14 protein-coding genes and 1 pseudogene are annotated in these 16,376 nt (G+C 63.8%); 13 read left to right on the forward strand and 2 right to left on the reverse strand.

Features of this window, described 5'->3' with window-relative positions:
• Positions 1-21 precede the first annotated feature (21 nt).
• From NKI16_RS18890 to NKI16_RS18915, 6 genes and pseudogenes are all read left to right on the forward strand, one after another.
• Positions 22-1,365 (forward strand): murein hydrolase activator EnvC family protein, encoded by a 1,344-nt coding sequence (locus tag NKI16_RS18890; protein ID WP_023678066.1) that lies wholly within the window; start codon positions 22-24, stop codon positions 1,363-1,365.
• Positions 1,366-2,691 (forward strand): S41 family peptidase, encoded by a 1,326-nt coding sequence (locus tag NKI16_RS18895; protein WP_023678065.1) that lies wholly within the window; start codon positions 1,366-1,368, stop codon positions 2,689-2,691.
• A gap of 202 nt (positions 2,692-2,893) precedes the next feature.
• Positions 2,894-4,090, forward strand: a complete 1,197-nt coding sequence (locus NKI16_RS18900) for a divergent polysaccharide deacetylase family protein (RefSeq protein WP_023678064.1) — start codon at positions 2,894-2,896, stop codon at positions 4,088-4,090.
• A 1-nt stretch (position 4,091) separates the two neighbouring features.
• Positions 4,092-4,613 carry an RNA pyrophosphohydrolase gene (locus NKI16_RS18905; RefSeq protein WP_023678063.1) on the forward strand — a complete coding sequence of 174 codons (522 nt, stop codon included), beginning with the start codon at positions 4,092-4,094 and terminating at the stop codon, positions 4,611-4,613.
• 29 nt (positions 4,614-4,642) lie between these two features.
• Positions 4,643-5,794, forward strand: coding sequence for an alanine racemase (gene alr, locus NKI16_RS18910; protein ID WP_352923593.1), 1,152 nt, complete (start codon positions 4,643-4,645; stop codon positions 5,792-5,794).
• A 117-nt stretch (positions 5,795-5,911) separates the two neighbouring features.
• Positions 5,912-7,189 (forward strand): annotated as a pseudogene (locus NKI16_RS18915) (D-amino acid dehydrogenase); the annotation flags it as partial.
• A gap of 37 nt (positions 7,190-7,226) precedes the next feature.
• On the opposite strand, the gene NKI16_RS18920 reads toward NKI16_RS18915, so the two are convergent.
• Positions 7,227-8,108: a LysR family transcriptional regulator gene (locus NKI16_RS18920; protein WP_023678060.1), complete on the reverse strand. Its 882-nt coding sequence runs from the start codon at positions 8,106-8,108 to the stop codon at positions 7,227-7,229.
• A 378-nt stretch (positions 8,109-8,486) separates the two neighbouring features.
• Between NKI16_RS18920 and NKI16_RS18925 the strand changes: the two genes are divergently transcribed.
• From NKI16_RS18925 to NKI16_RS18935, 3 genes are all read left to right on the forward strand, one after another.
• A complete protein-coding gene (locus NKI16_RS18925) occupies positions 8,487-9,983 on the forward strand; it encodes a CoA-acylating methylmalonate-semialdehyde dehydrogenase (RefSeq protein WP_352471248.1) in 1,497 nt (498 codons plus the stop codon).
• 249 nt (positions 9,984-10,232) lie between these two features.
• Positions 10,233-10,529 (forward strand): hypothetical protein, encoded by a 297-nt coding sequence (locus tag NKI16_RS18930; protein ID WP_352574655.1) that lies wholly within the window; start codon positions 10,233-10,235, stop codon positions 10,527-10,529.
• 303 nt (positions 10,530-10,832) lie between these two features.
• Positions 10,833-11,147 (forward strand): hypothetical protein, encoded by a 315-nt coding sequence (locus NKI16_RS18935; protein ID WP_023678057.1) that lies wholly within the window; start codon positions 10,833-10,835, stop codon positions 11,145-11,147.
• Positions 11,148-11,160: 13 nt separating this feature from the next.
• Here NKI16_RS18935 and NKI16_RS18940 read toward each other — a convergent pair whose 3' ends face one another.
• Entirely contained in the window at positions 11,161-11,751 is a 591-nt protein-coding gene (locus NKI16_RS18940; RefSeq protein WP_502894516.1) for a GntR family transcriptional regulator, read from the reverse strand.
• A gap of 166 nt (positions 11,752-11,917) precedes the next feature.
• On the opposite strand from NKI16_RS18940, the gene NKI16_RS18945 reads away from it, so the two are divergent.
• The 4 genes from NKI16_RS18945 (at position 11,918) to NKI16_RS18960 (ending at position 16,376) form a co-directional block, all read left to right on the forward strand.
• A complete protein-coding gene (locus NKI16_RS18945; protein ID WP_352569559.1) occupies positions 11,918-12,811 on the forward strand; it encodes a dihydrodipicolinate synthase family protein in 894 nt (297 codons plus the stop codon).
• A gap of 48 nt (positions 12,812-12,859) precedes the next feature.
• Positions 12,860-14,110, forward strand: a complete 1,251-nt coding sequence (locus tag NKI16_RS18950) for an NAD(P)/FAD-dependent oxidoreductase (protein WP_352923596.1) — start codon at positions 12,860-12,862, stop codon at positions 14,108-14,110.
• A gap of 28 nt (positions 14,111-14,138) precedes the next feature.
• Positions 14,139-15,140, forward strand: a complete 1,002-nt coding sequence (locus NKI16_RS18955; protein WP_352634258.1) for a 4-hydroxyproline epimerase — start codon at positions 14,139-14,141, stop codon at positions 15,138-15,140.
• Between the two features lie 333 nt (positions 15,141-15,473).
• Positions 15,474-16,376, forward strand: coding sequence for a branched-chain amino acid ABC transporter permease (locus NKI16_RS18960; RefSeq protein ID WP_023678052.1), 903 nt, complete (start codon positions 15,474-15,476; stop codon positions 16,374-16,376).

Consider the following 16,376-nt stretch of genomic DNA (forward strand, 5'->3'; position numbering starts at 1 on the left):
CGCGCATAGAGTTGGGCTTCAATGTCTGAAGACTGGAAATCACGAACGGGCTCCTGGCGCGTGCGCTACGGCATCGCCGTGGCGACGATCGCGCTTTCGCTCGGCGTCGCGCGGGCCGAGAACACGCTCGACCTGGCGCCCGACCCGGACCAGAGCCGCGCCGAATACGAAAAAGTATCGAAAGAGATCACGCTGTCGTCCGAGCGGCTGGCCAAGCTCGCCGCTGACATAGCGGCTGTCAAGAAGGACCACGCCTCGATCACCGCGGCGCTGATCCAGTCGGCGATGACCGAGCAGAAGCTCGGCCAGGACATCGAGGACATTGGCGGCAAGCTGGAAGGGCTGAAGGCGCAGGGGCAGAAGATCCGCGCCTCACTGGCCGCCAGACGCGACGTTCTGGCCGAAGTGCTCGGCGCGCTGCAGCGCATGGGGCTCAATCCGCCGCCGGCGATCCTGGTCAAGCCGGAGGACGCATTGTCGTCGGTGCGCAGCGCCATCCTGCTCGGTGCCGTGGTGCCGGAACTGCGCCACCAGACCGACATGTTGCTGGCCGACCTCAAGGAGCAGTCGCGGGTGACGGCCTCGATCGAGGCCGAGCGGGCGCGGCTGACGGCAGCTGTCGGCGAGCAGGCGGCGGAAAAAAAGCGGCTCGGCATGCTGCTCGAAGCCAAGCAGAAGCTCGCCGCCGATACGCAAACCGCGCTGGCCGCCGAAAAGCAGCGGTCCGCGACGCTGGCAGCCAAGGCCGGCAGCCTGAAAGAACTGATCGCCTCGCTCGAGGCCGACAGAGCCCGCAAGGCGGCGGATGCGGCCAAGGCAGCCGAGCAAAAGACGGCCGACGCCGACAAGGGCCCGGCATCGGCTGCGGCGCCGACGGAATTGGCCTCGCTGCCGGTGCCGGAGAGCAACAGGCTCACCGCTGCCGCGCCGTTTTCCGCGCTTCAAGGGCAGATCGCGCTGCCGGTCACCGGCAGGATCAAGCGGCGCTTCGGGGCCGACGACGGTAACGGCGCGGTGATGCTCGGTGACATGGTTGCGACACAATCGGGAGCCATCGTCACAGCGCCGGCGGATGGAAATGTGCTTTATGCGGGGCCTTTCCGCTCTTACGGTCAACTCTTGATCCTGAATGCGGGTGACGGCTATCATGTCGTCCTGGCGGGGATGAGCAGAATCAGCGTCGCGTCTGGCCAGTCGGTGCTCGCAGGTGAGCCGGTCGGCGCGATGGGAGAGGCCCGGGTGGCGAGCACCTCGGCATCGAAGAATGGAAATGCCACACCGGAGCTCTATGTCGAGTTCCGCAAGGATGGAAAACCCGTCGATCCGGCCCCATGGTGGGCGGACCGTTTTTCTGGAAGGACGTGAATGATGCGGAAACTGTCGCTTCTGTTTGCCGGTGCGCTGATGGGTGCATCGGCGATGAGCCTGGTCTATGGCGCGCCCGGCTCGACAGCGAAGGCTGCGGGCTCCGAGACCTATAAGCAACTGGCGATCTTCGGCGATATCTTCGAACGGGTAAGGGCGAATTATGTGACGCCGCCCGACGACAAGTCGCTGGTTGAAAATGCCATCAACGGCATGCTGTCGTCGCTCGACCCACACTCCTCCTACATGAATGCCGAAGAAGCGCAGGACATGCGCGTGCAGACCAAGGGCGAATTCGGCGGCCTCGGCATCGAGGTCACCATGGAGAACGACCTGGTCAAGGTGATCACGCCGATCGACGATACGCCGGCCGCCAAGGCAGGCGTGCTCGCCGGCGACTATATCGCCAAGATCGACGGCGAGGAGGTCCGCGGCCTGACCCTCAACGACGCCGTCGAGAAGATGCGCGGGCTGGTCAATACGCCGATCAAGCTCACCATCCTGCGCCAGGGCGCCGACAAGCCGATCGAACTGACCGTCGTGCGCGATATCATCAAGGTCAAGGCGGTCAAGTTCCGGGTCGAAAACGACATCGGCTACATGAAGATCACCTCCTTTACCGAAAAGACCTATGACGACCTCGAGAATGCCATCGACACCATCAAGAAGCAGGTGCCGAACGACAAGCTCAAGGGCTACGTGCTCGACCTGCGCCTCAATCCGGGCGGTTTGCTCGACCAGGCGGTGAGCGTGTCGGATGCCTTCCTCGACCGTGGCGAGATCGTCTCGACGCGCGGCCGCGATCCGAAGGACGTCACCCGCTTCGACGCGCGGGCCGGCGACGACATCGGCGGCAAGCCGCTGATCGTGCTCGTCAATGGCGGCTCGGCCAGCGCATCGGAAATCGTTGCCGGCGCGCTGCAGGATCTGCGCCGCGCCACCGTGGTCGGCACGCAGTCCTTCGGCAAGGGTTCGGTGCAGACCATCATTCCGCTCGGCGAGAACGGGGCACTGCGGTTGACGACGGCGCTCTATTACACGCCGTCCGGCAAGTCGATCCAGGGCAAGGGCATCACGCCCGACATCAAGGTCGACCAGCCGCTGCCGGCGGAACTGCAGGGCAGGGACCTGACGCGCGGCGAATCGGACCTCAAGGGCCATATCAAGGGCGCCGACGAAAGCACGACCGGTTCGGGCTCGGCCGCCTATGTGCCGCCGGAACCCAAGGACGATTTGCAGCTCATCTATGCCGAGCAACTGCTGCGCGGCCAGAAGACCGATCCGGCGTTCCCGCCGAATCCGCAAAAGGCCGTGTTGAACCAGTAAGGGCGGGCAAGCCGGGCCAAACAGGTCTGGCTGCCTGAGCGAAGCGATGCGATGCTGCCGGGGCCGCGAGGCTCCGGCAGTTTGATTCGGGGCTGCGGCCGGCATGCTGCGCGTCCAGTGGAGCAAGGGGACGCGCCGACATTTTGGATTTTGCGCCTCCGGAGAAGGTTTACTTCGGGGATGCACGCCGGGGGGTGCGGGCTTGGCTGATATCGGCAAGGACATAGAACGACCTCTCGGACAGGCGATCCGGCTGCCGCGCTCAGGCAGCGGGATCAGCGCCGGTGCGGTCGCGGCCGCGCTTGTCGTGCTGTCCGTGGTCGGCGTCTCCAGCGCGATCGCCTTGCGAGACAAGCCGTTCCGGAAGCTGCAAGAAGTAGCCGTTTCGACGCCGAAGACGCCGGCGGCGGATACCGTCGCCGCGCCCGCCAAGGCGACGCCCGAAATGGCTGCGCCAAGCAACGCAAGGGGGGCCAACATAAGCGGGCCGAAGACGGGCGGTCCGCAGATCATCCATGTCCAGACCGAAGAGGGCGACGGTCCACCCAATGCGGCCATCGTCATCCGCGACCCTTCGACGATCGGCCAGAACCTCAGGATCGCGCACATTCCCGACAAGGCGCTGGTCGAGGCCAGCGAAACCGGTCCGTTGCCGATCCGCGCCGCCGACGGCAGGCGCCCGTTCGATGTCTATGCGCGGCCGTGGTCCGGGGCTCGCGGTGCACGCGTCGCGCTCGTCATCGGCGGGCTTGCCGTGTCGCAGACCGGCACGCAGGCAGCCATCGCCAAGCTGCCGGCGGAAGTGACGCTGGCCTTCGCGCCGCAAGGCAACAGCATCGGCCGCTGGATGCAGGTGGCGCGGCAGAGCGGCCATGAGGTCATCATGCAGGTACCGCTTGAGCCGTTCGACTATCCGAACGTCAATCCCGGCCGTAACACGCTGACCGTGGCTGCAACGCCGGACGAGAATTTGAAGAATTTACGCTGGGCGCTGTCGCGAACGACCAACTACACCGGCGTCATGAACTATATGGGCGCCCGCTTTTCGGCCGACGCGACGGCGATGGGGCCGTTGATGGCCGAGCTTGGCAAGCGTGGTCTGGCCTATGTCGACGACGGTTCGTCGGCGCGCAGCCTGGCACCCGAACTGGCGCTGAAGGACGGCGTGCCGTTCGTCGGCGGCGATACGGCGATCGATGCGGTGCAGGACCGCGGCGCCATATTGAAGAAACTGGATGGGCTGGAAGCGACGGCACGGGCGAAAGGGTTTGCCGTTGGCATCGGCTCGGCTTTCGACCTGACGGTGGATACCGTGTCTTCCTGGGTGACCGAGGCCAAGAAGCGTGGCATCGAGATCGTGCCGGTTTCGGCGGTGGCCATAGATCCGGAAAAAGGCTGAGATGGCAAAGAACAAGCTCGTTGAGCCCGAGACGCTGCCCTACCGGCCCTGCGTAGGGGTGATGGTCCTCAATGAGGCCGGCCTGGTCTGGGTCGGCCGTCGCATTGCCGAGCCGGACAGCGAATTCGCTGGAACGACGCAGCTCTGGCAGATGCCGCAGGGCGGCATCGATGATGGCGAGGAGCCGCTGCCCGCGGCGGCGCGTGAACTTTACGAAGAGACCGGCATGCGCTCGGTGTCGCTGCTGGCCGAGGCGCCGCACTGGATCAAATACGATCTGCCGGCGCATCTGGTCGGCGTCGCCTTCAAGGGACGATATCGCGGCCAGACGCAGAAATGGTTTGCCTTCCGTTTCCACGGCGACGAAACCGAGATCGCGATCAATCCGCCGCCGGGTGGCCACAAGGCCGAGTTCGACCGGTGGGCGTGGCGGCCGATGCTGGAATTGCCGGGCCTAATCGTGCCGTTCAAGCGCAAGGTCTACGAAGACGTGGTGGCGGCGTTCCGGCACCTGGTGGCGTAGCCGCCGGCCTTCCGTTAAAACAGGTCGGCATGAACGACATCTCCAGCAAATCTCTTCCGCCGACCGTCACCCTGGGCGAACCGATCAGCGAAGCCGCGGCAGGGGCGATCCTGACCATCGATCTCGGCGCCGTCCGTGAGAACTACCGGCGGCTGAAGGCGCGGCTGGGCGGCGTCGGCTCTGCTGGAGTGGTCAAGGCCGACGGCTATGGGATTGGCGCGGCGCCGGTGGCGGCGGCGCTGATGGGTGAGGGCTGTAATACTTTCTTTGTTGCGCATTTGGCCGGCGGCATCTTGCTGCGCAAGGCGCTCGGCTCAGACCCGGCCATTTATGTGCTGAACGGCATTCCGCCGGGTGCGGAAAGGGAAGCGGTTGCGGCAGGGCTTTGCACCGTACTCAACAGCGCCAGCCAGCTCTCGGCATGGCGTGAAGCGGCGGGGCGGGTGGGCCGCAAATTGCCAGCCGCCGTCCAGGTCGACAGCGGCATGTCGCGGCTCGGCATGACGCCATCCGAGGTGAAGGCAGTCGCGCAGGATCCGCAGGCTTTCGACGGTGTCGAACTGACGTTCGTGATGAGCCATCTCGCCTGCGCCGATGAACCCGAGCAGCCGGCCAACGAGCGGCAGCGGCTGGAATTCGAACGGCTGCGCCGGATGCTGCCGGAAGCGCCGGCTTCCTTTGCCAATTCATCAGGCATTTTTCTCGGGCAGCGCTATCACTACGACCTCGTTCGTCCGGGTGCCGCTCTCTATGGCGTCAATCCGACGCCGGCGAAGGACAATCCGATGCTGCCGGTGGTGCGATTGCAAGCCAAGGTCATCCAGACGCGGATATTGGAGGCCGGCGCCGGTGTCGGCTACGGTCACACTTTCCACACCAAGGCTCCGCTTGCCGCGGCTACGATTTCGCTCGGCTATGGCGATGGCTGGCATCGACGCGCCGCTTCCTCCGCCTGGCTCGAAAATGTGCGGCTGCCCTTCGTCGGCCGGGTTTCGATGGATTCGATCATCCTCGACATTTCCGCATTGCCGCCCGGCAGGCTGAAGGCCGGCGACCTCGTCGAACTCATTGGACCGTCGTCGCAGACGGTGGACCAGGTAGCCGGCCAAGCCGGCACCATCGGCTATGAGGTCTTGACCAGCCTCGGCCACCGTTTCCACCGGCGCTATGTGAATGGCTAGGACGCAAGGTTGTTGTCCTCACGCATGTCTTTTCCCTAAGCATCGGCACTTGGCTGACGCCACAGAATCCGGCAGACATGAGGCGGCGATGATCCCGGTCTCGAATCCCGACGAGATGCCGCCGCGGAGAACCAAACGATGAAGATCTTCGTGCTGGGCGGCGGCGTGATCGGGGTCACCACCGCCTATTTTCTTGCCGAGGCCGGTCATCAGGTGACGGTGATCGATCGCCAGAAAGGCCCGGCGCTGGAAACCAGCTTTGCCAATGCCGGCGAGATCTCGCCCGGCTATGCCTCGCCCTGGGCCGGGCCCGGCGTTCCGCTGAAGGCCATCAAATGGCTTTTGATGAAGCACGGTCCACTGGTGGTGCGACCGGCCCTCGATCCGCATATGTGGATGTGGCTGGTCAAGATGCTGCGCAATTGCACGGCTGAACGCTACGCGCTGAACAAGGCGCGCATGGTGCCGCTGGCCGAGTACAGCCGCGACACGCTGAAGGCGCTGCGCGAGGCGACCGGCATCGCCTATGACGAGCGCGCCAAGGGCACGCTGCAGCTCTTCCGAACGCAAAAGCAGATCGACGGCGTCGGCGGCGATGTCGAGGTGCTGAAGGCCTATGGCGTCCCCTACGAGGTCCTCGACCCCGACGGCTGCATTGCGGCCGAGCCTGGGCTGGCCGGCGTGCGCGAAAAATTCGTCGGTGGCCTGCGGTTGCCCGGCGACGAAACCGGCGACTGCAAGATGTTCACCGACAGGCTTGCCAAGCTTTGCGCGGTACGCGGCGTCACCTTCGAATACGACACGGAGATACGGCGCGTCGTCAAGAAGCGCGATCGCATCACCAACGTCAGCACCAGCAAGGGCTGGATGGTCGCTGATGCCTATGTGATGGCGATGGGCAGCTATTCGGCACGGTTCATGCGCATGCTGAAGCGGCCCATCCCGGTCTACCCGGTCAAGGGCTATTCGATCACCCTGCCGATCAAGGACGCCGCCGCCGCACCGGTCTCGACCGTGATGGACGAGAGCTACAAAGTAGCGATCACCCGGCTCGGCGACCGTATCCGGGTCGGCGGCACGGCGGAGATTTCCGGCTTCGACCTGCGGCTGCACGAATCGCGGCGGCGCACGCTCGAACATTCGGTCGGCGACCTGTTTCCGGGCAGCGGCGACATGCGATCGGCGACCTTCTGGTGCGGGCTGCGGCCGATGACACCCGACGGGCCGCCGCTGATCGGCCGCACCGATTTCTCCAATCTCTATCTCAACACCGGCCATGGCACACTCGGCTGGACCATGGCCTGCGGCTCGGCCAAAGTTCTGGCCGACATCATCTCCAGCCGGGTGCCGGACATCGACGTCGGCGATCTCGGGCCCGGACGATACGCCAAGTAAGACGCCCACCAGCTAAGACAGCCAGCGGCCGGCAGGCTCACGCAAACAAACCCCTGTCCCGTTCGACGGCCTTGGTAATGAAGCTCGCGACGACCTGGACGCGGCGCAGCGGCCTGACCGATTCATGATAGACCAGCCAGTAGGCGCGGCGTATGGGTGCGACGATATCGAGAGGCACCAGCTCCGGCATCGAGCGGGCAACGAAGGTGTGCAGGATGCCGATGCCGGCGCCGGAACGCACTGCTTCGGCCTGGCCGAGCGCGGAGGAAATAGCGAAGCTGGTGCGCCAGTCGGGGCTGAATTCGGCCGCGTAGTCGAGCGAGCGACTGACGATCAGGTCCGGCACGTAGCCGATCAGCGTATGCTGGCCTAGCTCGGCGGCGGTTCCGGGCAGGCCATGGGTGTCGGCGTAGGCCCGCGACGCGAACAGGCCGAGCGTGTAGTCGACCAGCTTTCCCGCCACCAGGCGGCCTTCCGTCGGCCGTTCGACGGTGATGGCAATGTCGGCCTCGCGCCGGGACAAAGAGAAGGAGCGTGGCACCGGCACCAGCTGGATGGTGAGCTCACGGTGCAGAGCGGTCAGCGCGCCGAGGCGCCTGGCCAGGAAGGCGACGCCAAAGCCGTCCGGCGCGCCGATGCGCACGGTGCCCGAGACGTCGTCGCCTTCGCCTGAAACGGTCGAGCGCGCGGCGATCATGTCGCCCTCCATGCGTTCGGCAATCTCGAGGAAACGCTCGCCCGCCGGCGTCAGCTCGCTGCCGGTGGTAAGCCGGCGAAACAGTTTTGTCCTGAGCGCATCCTCGAGGGCGGCAATGCGGCGCGAGACGGTCGCGTGATTAAGCTCCAGCCGCCTGGCGGCGCCGAGGATCTGGCCGGCCCGCGCTACGGCAAGGAAGATACGGGCATCATCCCAGTTCATGAGGGTGGTCTTGGCGATAACGATCAAAACCGCGTTCCTTCGCGCCCCCCTCTGTCCTGCCGGACATCTCCCCCTCAAGGGGGGAGATTGGCAGTTCCGCCGCAGGCGTCTTTCTTGCCGCAGTGAAGATTTCCGAAGGCGGGCGTGACAGCCAATCTCCCTCCTTGAGGGGGAGATGTCCGGCAGGACAGAGGGGGGCGGTGAAGGAACTCAATCTCAATCCTTGCTGCTGGGGACCTGCATTCTTCCTATTTGCGAGAATTGATGCTCTGCCGTCAATCGCTATCTATTCTCCGCACAACGGTTGCGTTTTCGCTCGCGTTGCCATCGCTCCCGCAAAGGCGGACAATGCCTCATCACGAACCAGGGAGAGAGACCATGATCGAATACGGTCATTTCATCGGCGGCAAGCGCGTCGCCGGAACCAGCGGCCGCAAGCAGGACGTCATGCAGCCGATGGACGGCACGGTGCGCGGCACGGTGGCGCTGGCTTCGCAGGCGGAATTGCGCGCGGCGGTCGAAAACGCCAAGGCCGCACAGCCCGGCTGGGCGGCGACCAATCCGCAGCGACGCGTACGCGTCCTGATGCGGTTCCTCGAGCTGGTCGCCAAGGAGTATGACGCGCTGGCCGAGATATTGGCGCGCGAACACGGCAAGACCATCGCCGACGCCAAGGGCGACATCCAGCGCGGCCTCGAAGTGGTCGAGGTCTGCATCGGTGCGCCGCATATGATGAAGGGCGAGTTCACCGATGGCGCCGGCCCCGGCATCGACGTCTATTCGATGCGCCAGCCGCTCGGCGTCGTCGCCGGCATCACGCCGTTCAATTTTCCGGCGATGATCCCGTTGTGGAAGATCGCGCCGGCCATCGCCTGCGGCAATGCCTTCATTCTCAAGCCGTCCGAACGCGACCCGGGCGTGCCGATGCGCATTGCCGAACTGTTCATCGAGGCCGGTCTGCCGGCGGGCATCCTTAATGTCGTCAACGGCGACAAGGAAGTGGTCGACGCCATCCTCGACGATCCCGACATCAAGGCCATCGGTTTCGTAGGCTCGACACCGATCGCCCAGTACATCTATTCGCGCGGCTGCGCGGCCGGCAAGCGCGTGCAGTGCTTCGGCGGCGCCAAGAACCACATGATCATCATGCCCGATGCCGACATGGACCAGACGGTCGACGCGCTGATCGGCGCCGGCTACGGCTCGGCCGGCGAGCGCTGCATGGCGATCTCGGTGGCCGTCCCGGTCGGCAACGACACCGCCAACCGGCTGATGGAAAGACTGGTGCCGCGCGTCGAGAGCCTGAAGGTCGGTCCGTCGACGGATTCTTCCGCCGATTTCGGCCCGCTGGTGACGGCGCAGGCGTTGGAACGGGTCAAATCCTATGTCGACACCGGCGTCAAGGAAGGCGCCAAGCTGGTCGTCGACGGCCGCGGCTTTTCCATGCAGGGCTACGAGAACGGCTACTATATGGGCGGCTGCCTGTTCGACAATGTGACCGCCGACATGCGCATCTACAAGGAAGAGATCTTTGGGCCGGTGCTGTCGGTGGTGCGCGCACCGACCTACGAGAACGCCATCAAGCTCGCCAACGAGCACGAGATGGGCAATGGCGTTGCCATCTTCACCCGCGACGGCGATGCGGCGCGCGACTTCGCCTCGCGGGTTCAGGTCGGCATGGTCGGCATCAACGTGCCGATCCCGGTGCCGATCGCCTACTACACCTTCGGCGGCTGGAAGGCGTCCTCCTTCGGCGACCTCAACCAGCACGGGCCGGACGCGTTCCGCTTCTACACCAAGACCAAGACGGTAACGTCGCGCTGGCCGTCCGGCGTGAAGGATGGTGCCGAGTTCGTCATCCCGACGATGAACTGACCGAACGATCCGTTTGCGTGTCCTCGCTTCCGGTTGCGGGCGCGCGAAGACAGACCGCGAGAAAGGCCCGGGCTCTGAGTCCGGGCTTTTTTGTCGCCGTCTTCATTGGCATGAACACTAATGTGATGGAACCAAGAAGGCAGCAATCTTCTTAGGTTGCAGTCCTGCCGCGAAGGAGACGCTGGCAGATCAACCAACGGCGCTGGTGACGGCTCCGGGGGATATCGTCCGGCGCAAAGGAGGTGTCAGATGGCACGTCTCATGGCGACAATAGCTTGCGCTGCAGTGGCAGTTTCCGCGATACCGGCAATGGCTGCCGAGCAATGCGCGGCTCGCGCCGATATGGTCAAGGCGCTCGGCGAGAAGTTTCATGAAAACCCGAGCGCGGTCGGCGTCGTCAATCCGAATGTGGTGCTTGAAGTCTTCGTTTCCGACAAGGGCACATGGACCATCCTCGCCAGCGACACAAAAGGTCAAAGCTGCGTGATTTCAGTCGGCGAAGGCTGGGAAAGCGCGATGACGACAGCGGCGCTGCCAGGCATCTGAACGATTTATCACGGGTCTGCGCGCCTCGGCATGGCCGCGCGGCCTGTGGCCCATTCTTTCGGCGACAACCGTAAAACGGATCTGCAGGCGCCCGCTTGGGCGCCTGCTTGCGCTTTTCCATTGCCGATACCATATATCGAGAACATAATGGGAACATCTGGAATCGTTCCCACCAATGGCAGACCGGAACACAGAAAGGAACGACGCGATGATGATGACGTCGGAACCGGCCTGAATCGCTCCGGCAAAATGAGGCCGTCAAACCCCTCCTTTGCCGGAACGTGATGGCAAAGGAGGTGCCCTATGGCACGCAAATCGCTGTTGAGATGGGTGAAAACCCTAGTTCTTGCTGGCGCATTGGCGGTGGGTACGAACACCGCAGGCGCGCAATATCAATACTGCGTTGAACATGGCGAGATCGTCGCCCATTTGAGCGAGAAGTTCCAGGAAAGGCAGTTTGCTTTGGGGCTGATCGGTCATGAGGCGGTCATGGAAGTCTTTGTCGCCGAGACCGGAACCTGGACCATCGTCGTCACCGATATCGCCGGCAGAAGCTGCATCGTCGCGGCCGGCGACAATTGGGAAAACGTGATGGCCCTGCCCGGCCAGGGCGCATGACGAAATGGCAGGCTCAGCGCGTAGCAGCCGCCTCGGCATGGCCGCGCAAAAGCGCCATCAGCCGCTTGGCGTCCTTGGCCGCGGCCTCTTCGTCGCCGGCGAGGATCGAGCGGATCAGCGCGACATGGTGCTCGGCTGATTCGGCCAAGCCGGTATCGGCCTTGTAGCGAAACCAGAAGCGGCGGCTGTGGGTTTGCAAGGGCGCCGCCAGGCGCGCGGCGAACGGGTTGTCGGCAGCCAGCGCCAGCGCCTCATCAAGCGCCTTGTCGGCCTGGATGAAGTAAAACACATTTTCTGAAATCACCGCCTTTTGCATGGCAAGGGCAGCGTCATGGAACAGGTCGGCGGCCTCGCGGGTGACGAAGCGGGCGGCCGAGCGGGCAAGCACCACCTCGATGCCACGGCGGGCGTCGAGGACACGCAGCCAGTCGCCAGGGTGAAGCGGGGCAATGGCAATGCCGGCACGCGGCCGGACCTCGAGCAGCCCCTCCCAGGCCAGCCGCTGGATCGCTTCGCGCACCGGGGTGCGGCCGAGGCCGAGCCTGTCGATCAGCGCCCCCTCGGTGATGAAGCTCGCCGGCGCCAGTTCGAGAGTTACGATCATGTGCTCGAGCCTGCGGTAGGCCTTCGCGGTCGCCGGCTCGGAGCCCGGTCTGTCATATACCAATGCGACATCTCCTGATATATTGTTGATATATCATATCAGATTCAATGTTGACAGCCGGCTTCTTAAGAAATATACGACTGATATATCAGATGGAGCGATCGACATGTGGGCCGGAGTCTTCCCCGCCGTTACGACCAAATTCACCGAGGACGACGGCCTCGACCATGCCGAGATGGAGCGCTGCTTTGCGCTGCAGATGGAGGCCGGCTGTGACGGCATCATCGTCTGCGGGTCGCTCGGCGAAGGCCCGATGCTGTCGCACGACGAGAAGATCGCGGTGCTGAAGAACGCGCAGAAGATCGCCGGCAAGAAACCGGTGCTGTTGACGGTCAACGAGGCCGGTACACGCGAGGCGGCGGCGATCGCGCGCCGCGCCGCCAAGGCGGGCGCCAACGGTTTGATGGTGGTGCCGAGTCCGATCTACCATACCAATGCCGAAGAGACGGTCGCGGCACTCAGCGCCGTCGCCGCGGCCGGCGACCTGCCGGTGATGATCTACTCCAACCGGCTTGCCTACCGCGTCGACGTCACCGTCGACCAGATGGAGGAGTTGGCGAAGGACCAACGCTTCGTCGCCATAAAAGAGTCCTCCGACGACATCCGCCGCTCGACCGAGATCATCAACCGCCTCGGCGACCGCTACGACCTGTTCACCGGCGTAGACAATCTCGCCTTCGAGGCGCTGTCGGTCGGCGCCATCGGCTGGGTGGCGGGCCTGGTCACCGCGTTCCCGCGCGAGACGGTCGCCATCTACCAGCTGATGAGACAGGGCCGTCGCGAGGAGGCGCTGAAGATCTACCGCTGGTTCCGGCCGCTGCTCGACCTCGACGTCTCGACCTATCTGGTGCAGAACATCAAGCTCGCCGAAGTGTTGGCGATCAACACCAACGACCGCGTGCGCATGCCGCGCCAGCCATTGTCGGGCGAGCGGCGCAAGGCAGTCGAAAAGATCGTCAGGGATGCGCTGGCGGTGCGGCCAGAGCTGCCGACATTCTGATCCAGTCGCTTTGAAGGCATTTGCAGATGTGCAGCGCGGCGCATGGCAATGAATGATAATGCTACGCTCGATGTCGCCATCATTGGTGGCGGCATCATCGGCATCTGCGCCGCCGCCTTTCTGGCAGAGGCGGGCCAAAATGTCACGATCTTCGATCGGACGGGGATCTGTGAGGAAACCAGTTCCGGCAATGCCGCTGCCTTTGCCTTCTCCGATGTGCTGCCACTCGCCCACAAGGGCATGATCAAGCAGTTGCCGAAATGGCTCGCCGACCCGCTCGGCCCGCTCAGCATCCCACCCGCGTATCTGCCGAAGCTGCTGCCCTGGCTGGTCCGCTTCTGGCGCGCCGGCCGAAGCGACCGCTATGAAGCCGGCCTTGCCGCGCAGGCCGGGATGATGAAGCTCGCCGAGGCGGAATGGATGGGCTTGCTCGACCGTTCCGGCACACGGCCGATGCTGCATGAGGACGGCTCGCTCGAACTCTACGACAGCGAGGCCGAGTTCAAGGCCTCGCTGACCGGCTGGGCGGCAAGGCAGCGCTTCGGCATCGGCTTCAGCCATGTCGAGGGGAGCGCTCTCACAGCCCTGCAGCCCGGTCTGTCGCCGCGCTTCGTCAAGGGAACGTTCGTGCCGGGGTGGAAAACCGTTGCCGATCCCAAGCTGCTTGGAAAGGCCTTGTGGGCCTATGCCGAGAGGTTGGGCGCCGGGTTCGAAAGGGCCCGGATCGAGCGTGTCAAGGCGGGACAGGACGGCGCGATCTTGACCACGGCCGACGGCACGCGGCGACGGGCGAAGCACGTCGTCATCGCTGCCGGGGCCTGGTCGCATCTGCTGGCGAGACATCTCGGCGACGGAATCCCGCTGGAGACCGAGCGTGGCTACAACACGACGTTGCCGAAGACTGCCTTCGATGTAAGGCGGCAATTGATCTTCTCCGGGCATGGCTTCGTCATCACGCCGCTCGAGACGGGCCTGCGCGTCGGCGGCGCGGTCGAACTCGGCGGCCTTGAGCGGCCGCCCAATTATGCGCGCTCGAAAGCGCTGCTCGAAAAGGCGCAGAAATTCCTGCCGGGACTGGATCCGGCCAATGGACGCGAATGGATGGGGTTCCGGCCGTCGCTGCCGGATTCGCTGCCGGTGATCGGGCGGTCGCAACAAACGCCGTCGGTGGTGTATGGTTTCGGCCACGGTCACCTCGGCCTGACCCAGGCTGCGGCGACCGGGCGCTTGATCCGCGCGCTCGTTCTCGGGCAGAATCCATCGCTCGATCTCGGCCCGTTCAGCCCGCAACGGTTTTGAGTTCGAAGACATTCAGTTGGGAGCCGGCATGGCCAAGAATTCCTTCTTCTGCATAGACGGCCACACCTGCGGCAATCCGGTGCGGCTGGTCGCCGGCGGTGGGCCTTTGCTCAAGGGCTCAACGATGATGGAGCGGCGAGCGCATTTCCTGGCCGAATATGACTGGATCCGCACCGGGCTGATGTTCGAGCCGCGCGGCCATGACGTGATGTCCGGCTCGATCCTCTATCCGCCGACGCGTGAAGATTGCGACATCGCCATCCTGTTCATCGAAACCTCGGGCTGCTTGCCGATGTGCGGCCACGGCACCATCGGCACGGTAACTTTTGCCGTCGAGCATGGGCTGATCAAGCCGAAGACACCGGGCGTGCTCAGGCTGGATACGCCGGCGGGCGTGGTCGTAGCGGAGTACAGCCAAGTCGGCGACTATGTCGAGGAGGTGCGCATCACCAATGTGCCTTCCTTCCTCTATGCCGAGGCACTGACGGTCGAATGCCCCGGGCTCGGCGAGATCAGCGTCGATGTCGCCTATGGCGGCAATTTCTACGCCATCGTCGAACCGCAAAAGACCTATCGCGACATGGCCGACCATTCGGCCGGCGAACTGATCGCCTGGAGCCCGGTGGTGCGGCAGCGGCTCAACGAAAAATATACCTTCGTGCATCCGGAGAATCCCGGCATCAATACGCTGTCGCACATATTGTGGACCGGCGCGCCGACCAACCCGCAAGCCGATGCCCGCAACGCCGTCTTCTACGGCGACAAGGCAATCGACCGGTCGCCCTGCGGCACCGGCACCTCGGCGCGTATGGCGCAGCTTCACGCCAAGGGCAAGCTTGGGGTTGGCGACGACTTCGTCCACGAATCGATCATTGGTTCGCTGTTCAAGGGCAGGGTCGAGGAAGAGGTCACCGTCGCCGGCAAGCCGGCAATCATTCCGTCGATCGGCGGCTGGGCACGAATGACCGGATTGAACACGATCTTCATCTACGACCGCGACCCGTTCGCGCACGGCTTCGTCGTCAAATAGAAAAAACACTGACGCAAGGGAAAGAGAGAGCGCAAGCGGATTGACGTCAACGGCGCAACGATCCCGCTCATCAACTTATTTTGACGGCGATTTCTTCGAAATGGAGCGCATGCTGCGATTGAATCGTCAAAGACATTGCGTTAGGCCAATGGTAGGGTCCGCGATGGTCCAGGGGGCGGACGGGAACAAAACGGGCAATCGAACGGCGTGCGGCGAAAACACGCATAATGATCGAAAAATCACGTTGCAATCCGGGCTCGAAACTTTACGACTAGGGGAAATACGAAAAGGAATGCGTCTGCATGGGCGACATTCCAGGGGAGCCACGACAGCATGCAGTATTTTGTCCAGCAGCTTATCAATGGGCTGACGCTGGGATCGATCTATGGGCTGATCGCGATCGGCTATACGATGGTCTACGGCATCATCGGCATGATCAATTTCGCCCATGGCGACATTTTCATGATCGGCGCTTTCACCGCGCTCATCGTTTTCCTTATCCTCGGTGCGTTGTTCTATTCGCTGCCGATCGTCGTTGCGCTGCTGATCATGATGATCGTCGCAATGCTGCTGACCAGCCTGTATAATTGGACGATCGAGAAGGTGGCCTACCGGCCTTTGCGCGGTTCATTCCGGCTGGCGCCGCTGATCACCGCGATTGGCATGTCGATTGCGCTGTCCAATTTCGTCCAGGTGACCCAAGGGCCGCGCAACAAGCCGGTCCCGCCAATGGTGTCCAAGGTCTACAACATCGAAGGCATCAGCGTCTCGCTGAAGCAGATCATCATCGTCCTGGTCACCATAGTCCTGCTGGCGCTGTTCTGGTACCTGGTCAACAAGACCTCGCTCGGCCGGGCGCAGCGCGCCTGCGAGCAGGACCGCAAGATGGCCGCACTGCTTGGCATCGACGTCGACCGCACCATCTCGATCACCTTCATCATGGGCGCCGCCCTTGCCGCCGTCGCCGGCACGTTGTTCCTGATGTACTACGGTGTGGTGGTGTTTTCCGACGGCTTTACGCCCGGTGTGAAGGCATTTACTGCCGCGGTGCTCGGCGGCATCGGCTCACTGCCCGGCGCCGTGCTCGGCGGGCTGATGATTGGCTTCATCGAAAGCATGTGGTCGGCCTATTTCTCGATCGATTACAAGGACGTCGCCGCCTTTTCCATCCTGGCGATCGTGCTGATCTTCCTGCCTTCCGGCATTCTCGGCCGGCCAGAAGTCGAAAAGGTCTGA

Source organism: Mesorhizobium sp. M0698 (genome assembly GCF_040320455.1).
Classification (GTDB): Bacteria; Pseudomonadota; Alphaproteobacteria; order Rhizobiales; family Rhizobiaceae; genus Mesorhizobium.